This window comes from Chromobacterium sp. ASV23, from assembly GCF_016428945.1.
GTDB classification, from domain to species: domain Bacteria; phylum Pseudomonadota; class Gammaproteobacteria; order Burkholderiales; family Chromobacteriaceae; genus Chromobacterium; species Chromobacterium sinusclupearum.
On sequence record NZ_JAELTR010000114.1, the window covers coordinates 1 to 3,406 of the forward strand.

Annotated in this window: 2 protein-coding genes, 1 tRNA gene and 1 pseudogene; 3 read left to right on the top strand and 1 reads right to left on the bottom strand. The window is 58.8% G+C overall.

Annotated features, from left to right (window positions below; all coding sequences use genetic code 11):
• A pseudogene (locus JHD59_RS21655) lies at window positions 1–329 on the bottom strand (hypothetical protein); the annotation flags it as partial.
• Between JHD59_RS21655 and rsmI the strand changes: the two are divergent.
• The 3 genes from rsmI (at window position 324) to JHD59_RS21670 (ending at window position 2,745) form a co-directional block, all read left to right on the top strand.
• Window positions 324–1,220 (top strand): 16S rRNA (cytidine(1402)-2'-O)-methyltransferase, encoded by an 897-nt coding sequence (gene rsmI, locus JHD59_RS21660; protein WP_233164456.1) that lies wholly within the window; start codon window positions 324–326, stop codon window positions 1,218–1,220. The pseudogene JHD59_RS21655 and the gene rsmI sit on opposite strands and share 6 nt — an antisense overlap.
• Before the next feature lie 58 nt (window positions 1,221–1,278).
• Window positions 1,279–1,363: transfer RNA gene (locus JHD59_RS21665), tRNA-Leu, on the top strand.
• 179 nt (window positions 1,364–1,542) lie between these two features.
• On the top strand, window positions 1,543–2,745 hold the full coding sequence (locus JHD59_RS21670; RefSeq protein WP_199155788.1) for an integrase arm-type DNA-binding domain-containing protein: 1,203 nt from the start codon (window positions 1,543–1,545) through the stop codon (window positions 2,743–2,745).
• Window positions 2,746–3,406: the final 661 nt, after the last annotated feature.

The window sequence follows — 3,406 nt, forward strand, 5'->3', positions numbered from 1 at the left end:
CCCCCCCCCCCCCCCCCCCCCCCCCCCCCCCCCCCCCCCCCCCCCCCCCCCCCCTTTTCACGCAGAAGACGGCATACGCGATAATTGGCGGAGTCTCGTGGGCTCGGAGATGTGTATAAGAGACAGGGCGCGGAGCTGGGCAAGGCTGCCGCGGCAGGCGCCGTCTGCGCCGGCGCGGGGGCCAGCCGCGGCGTTTGGCCGGGCGCTTGCTGCAGCGCGCGCATCGGCGCGCCGTTGCTTTGGATGATATAGTCTGGGGTTTGCGCCAGCGCGGGCGTCAACCACGTCAGCGCCAAGCTCACCAATAACAGCGGAGTCAGTCTTTGCATAACTCGTTCGCCCACCTGATCGATGCCGCCAGGGATAGTTTCTGTAGCGGGACATTATATGTGGTGGCCACGCCCATTGGAAATCTGGCCGACATCAGCGCGCGCGCGCTGGCGGCGTTTGAAGCCGCCGACGTGGTCTGCGCCGAAGACACCCGCGTCACCGGCCAGCTGCTGTCCGCCTATGGCATCCGCGCCAAACGGCTGGTCAGCCTGCGCGAACACAACGAGCGCGGCATGGCGGAACAAGTGGTGCGCTGGCTGTCCGAAGGGCAGATTGTGGTCCAGGTATCCGACGCCGGCACCCCGGCCGTGTCCGACCCCGGCGCGCGGCTGGTAGAGGCCGTGCGCGCCGCCGGCCACCCGGTGCGCCCGCTTCCCGGCGCCAGCGCCGTCATCGCCGCGCTGTCCGCCAGCGGCTTCACCGCCCCCACCTTTCTGTTCCACGGCTTTTTGCCGCCCAAAAGCGGCGAACGCCGCAAAACGCTGCAGCAATGGCTGTCCGCCCCCCATCTCACCGTCTGCTACGAAGCGCCGCACCGCATTGTGGACGCGCTGGAAGACATCGTGGCGGAACTGGGCGGCGAGCGCCGCGTGATGATCGCGCGCGAACTGACCAAAACCTTTGAAACCTTCCAGGCGCTGCCCGCGGCAGAACTGCTGGAGTGGGTAAAGGCCGACAGCAACCAGCAGCGCGGCGAAATCGCCCTGATCATCGACGCCGCCCCGGCCGTAGAAGCCGATAACGACGCGCCGCCGGCCGAAGCCATGCGCGTGCTGCAAATCCTGGCCGCCGACCTGCCCACCAAGCAGGCCGCCACGCTGGCGGCCCAGATCAGCGGCGCCAACCGCAAGCAACTGTACGACTACGCGCTGAAACTGAAAAAAGACTAAGCCGCAACTATTTACAAGCGTGACGGCGAAGGTTAAGATTCGTTCTCTCGCAGATGTCGCCCGGATGGCGAAATTGGTAGACGCAGGGGATTCAAAATCCCCCGCCGCAAGGCGTGTCGGTTCGAGTCCGACTCTGGGCACCAGCGATCACTCCGAGAGAGTCCAAGAAGTACCAGGAAACCCGCACAGCACAAGGCTTTGCGGGTTTTTTGTTGTCCATTTCCGTCCGGGACCATCCAGCCAAAGCCGGTACAAAGTGTTGGTACATATGTTGGTACTGAAGATACCATCACGCCAGATACCAACAGCAGGAAATGCCAACATGCCGCTCACAGACACAGCCATCCGCAATAGCAAAGCCAGAGATGATGGAAAACCTGCCAAGCTGGCAGATGGCGGCAGCTTATTTCTCTGGATCATGCCTAACGGGGCCAAGTATTGGCGCATGGCCTACCGCTATGATGGCAAGCAGAAGACACTATCCTTTGGCGTCTACCCCACAGTCACGCTCAAAGAAGCACGCGAAAAGCGCGATGCCGCGCATAAGTTGCTCGCAGCAGGAGTTGACCCCAACGCAGCCAAGAAAGAGCAGAAGAGGGAGCGACAACTCAATGCTGAAAATTCCTTCGAGAGTGTTGCCCGAGAGTGGTACGACAAACAGTTGCCGCGCTGGAGCAAGGATCACGCGGTTAGAATCCTCGACTCCCTAGAGGCTGACGCCTTCCCCGACCTCGGCAAGCAGCCAGTCTCCCAACTCACCGCGCCGATGATCTTGGATACCATCCGCAAAATAGAAAAACGTGGCGCGGTGGAAACCGCCCAACGCGTGCTGCAACGAATCAGCGCAGTAATCCGCTATGCCATCCAGACCGGCCGGGCCGTCCACAACCCGGCAACAGACCTGACAGGCGCGATACGCGCAAAGAAGGTGGAACACCGCCCAGCACTGCCACGAGGCGAGCTACGCGAGTTCTACCGCCGCCTGGCGGCCGAACCGCTCTACATCCCGACACGCATTGCCATGCATCTGCTGATGCTGACCTTTGTCCGCCCTGGCGAACTGCGCGCCGCACGCTGGGAAGAGTTTGATGAAGAGCGCGCCGAATGGCGCATCCCGGCCGAGCGCATGAAGATGCGCGAGCCTCACCTTGTACCGCTATCGCGCCAGGCGCTGGAGCTGCTGAAAGAGCTACGGCCGCTGACCGGCAAAAGCGCACTGCTCTTCCCTGCCGTGACAGATCTCAAAAAACCGATGTCCGAGAACACACTGGGCTATGCCATGGGCCGCATGGGCTACAAAGGCACGGCAACCCCTCACGGCTTTCGCGCCCTGGCTTCAACAGTTCTCAACGAAGAAGGCTTTGACCCAGATATCATAGAGAAACAACTCGCACACGCAGAGCGCAACAAAGTACGGGCGGCTTACCATCGAGCTGAATATTTGGAGGAGCGTCGAAAAATGATGCAGTGGTACGCGGAATTTTTAGAAAGCCATCAAGAGAGCAATAATTTTCTAGCAAATTAAAATAAAATAGCCGCCATCGAAAACAAACCCTTTCACCCCCTAAATTATAAATTCTCTATAATAATGAACTATCCATTGACCACTCCATTTAAAAATGATCGCCACCTAATCATTAGGATTTAGCAATGAGTAAAAATGCAGACTGGTTTAAATTTCAAGAAGAAATATGTAATTACTTTACTTCTATCGGGGCTGTTGCCAAAACAAATGTGACCATACAGGGAGTAAGAACCCAGCACGATATTGACGTATTGGTGACTACTAAATTCTTAGGCGAAGATCTAACGTGGATAGTAGAAGCAAAAAAATGGAAAACCAAAGTTAACAAACTTCAAGTTCTCGGACTTAGAACAATTGCGGAAGATATTGGGGCGGATAGAGCATTCATCATCTCAGAGGTTGGATTTCAAAGCGGTGCATATGAGGCAACAAAAAGTACAAATGTAAAATTAAAAACCTTTGAAGAATTAAAAAAAGACACTAGAGAGCCTGTCTCTTATACACATCTGACGCTGCCGACGACAGCACGGAGGTGGAGGTGTGGGGGGTGGGGGGGGGATTAGAAAGGGGGGGGGGGGGGGGGGGGGGGGGGGGGGGGGGGGGGGGGGGGGGGGGGGGGGGGGGGGGGGGGGGGGGGGGGGGGGGGGGGGGGGGGGGGGGG

Coding starts and splice junctions, on each gene's coding strand:
- JHD59_RS21670 (WP_199155788.1), top strand. CDS start 1,543: ATGCCGCTCACAGACACAGCCATCCGCAATAGCAAAGCCAGAGATGAT.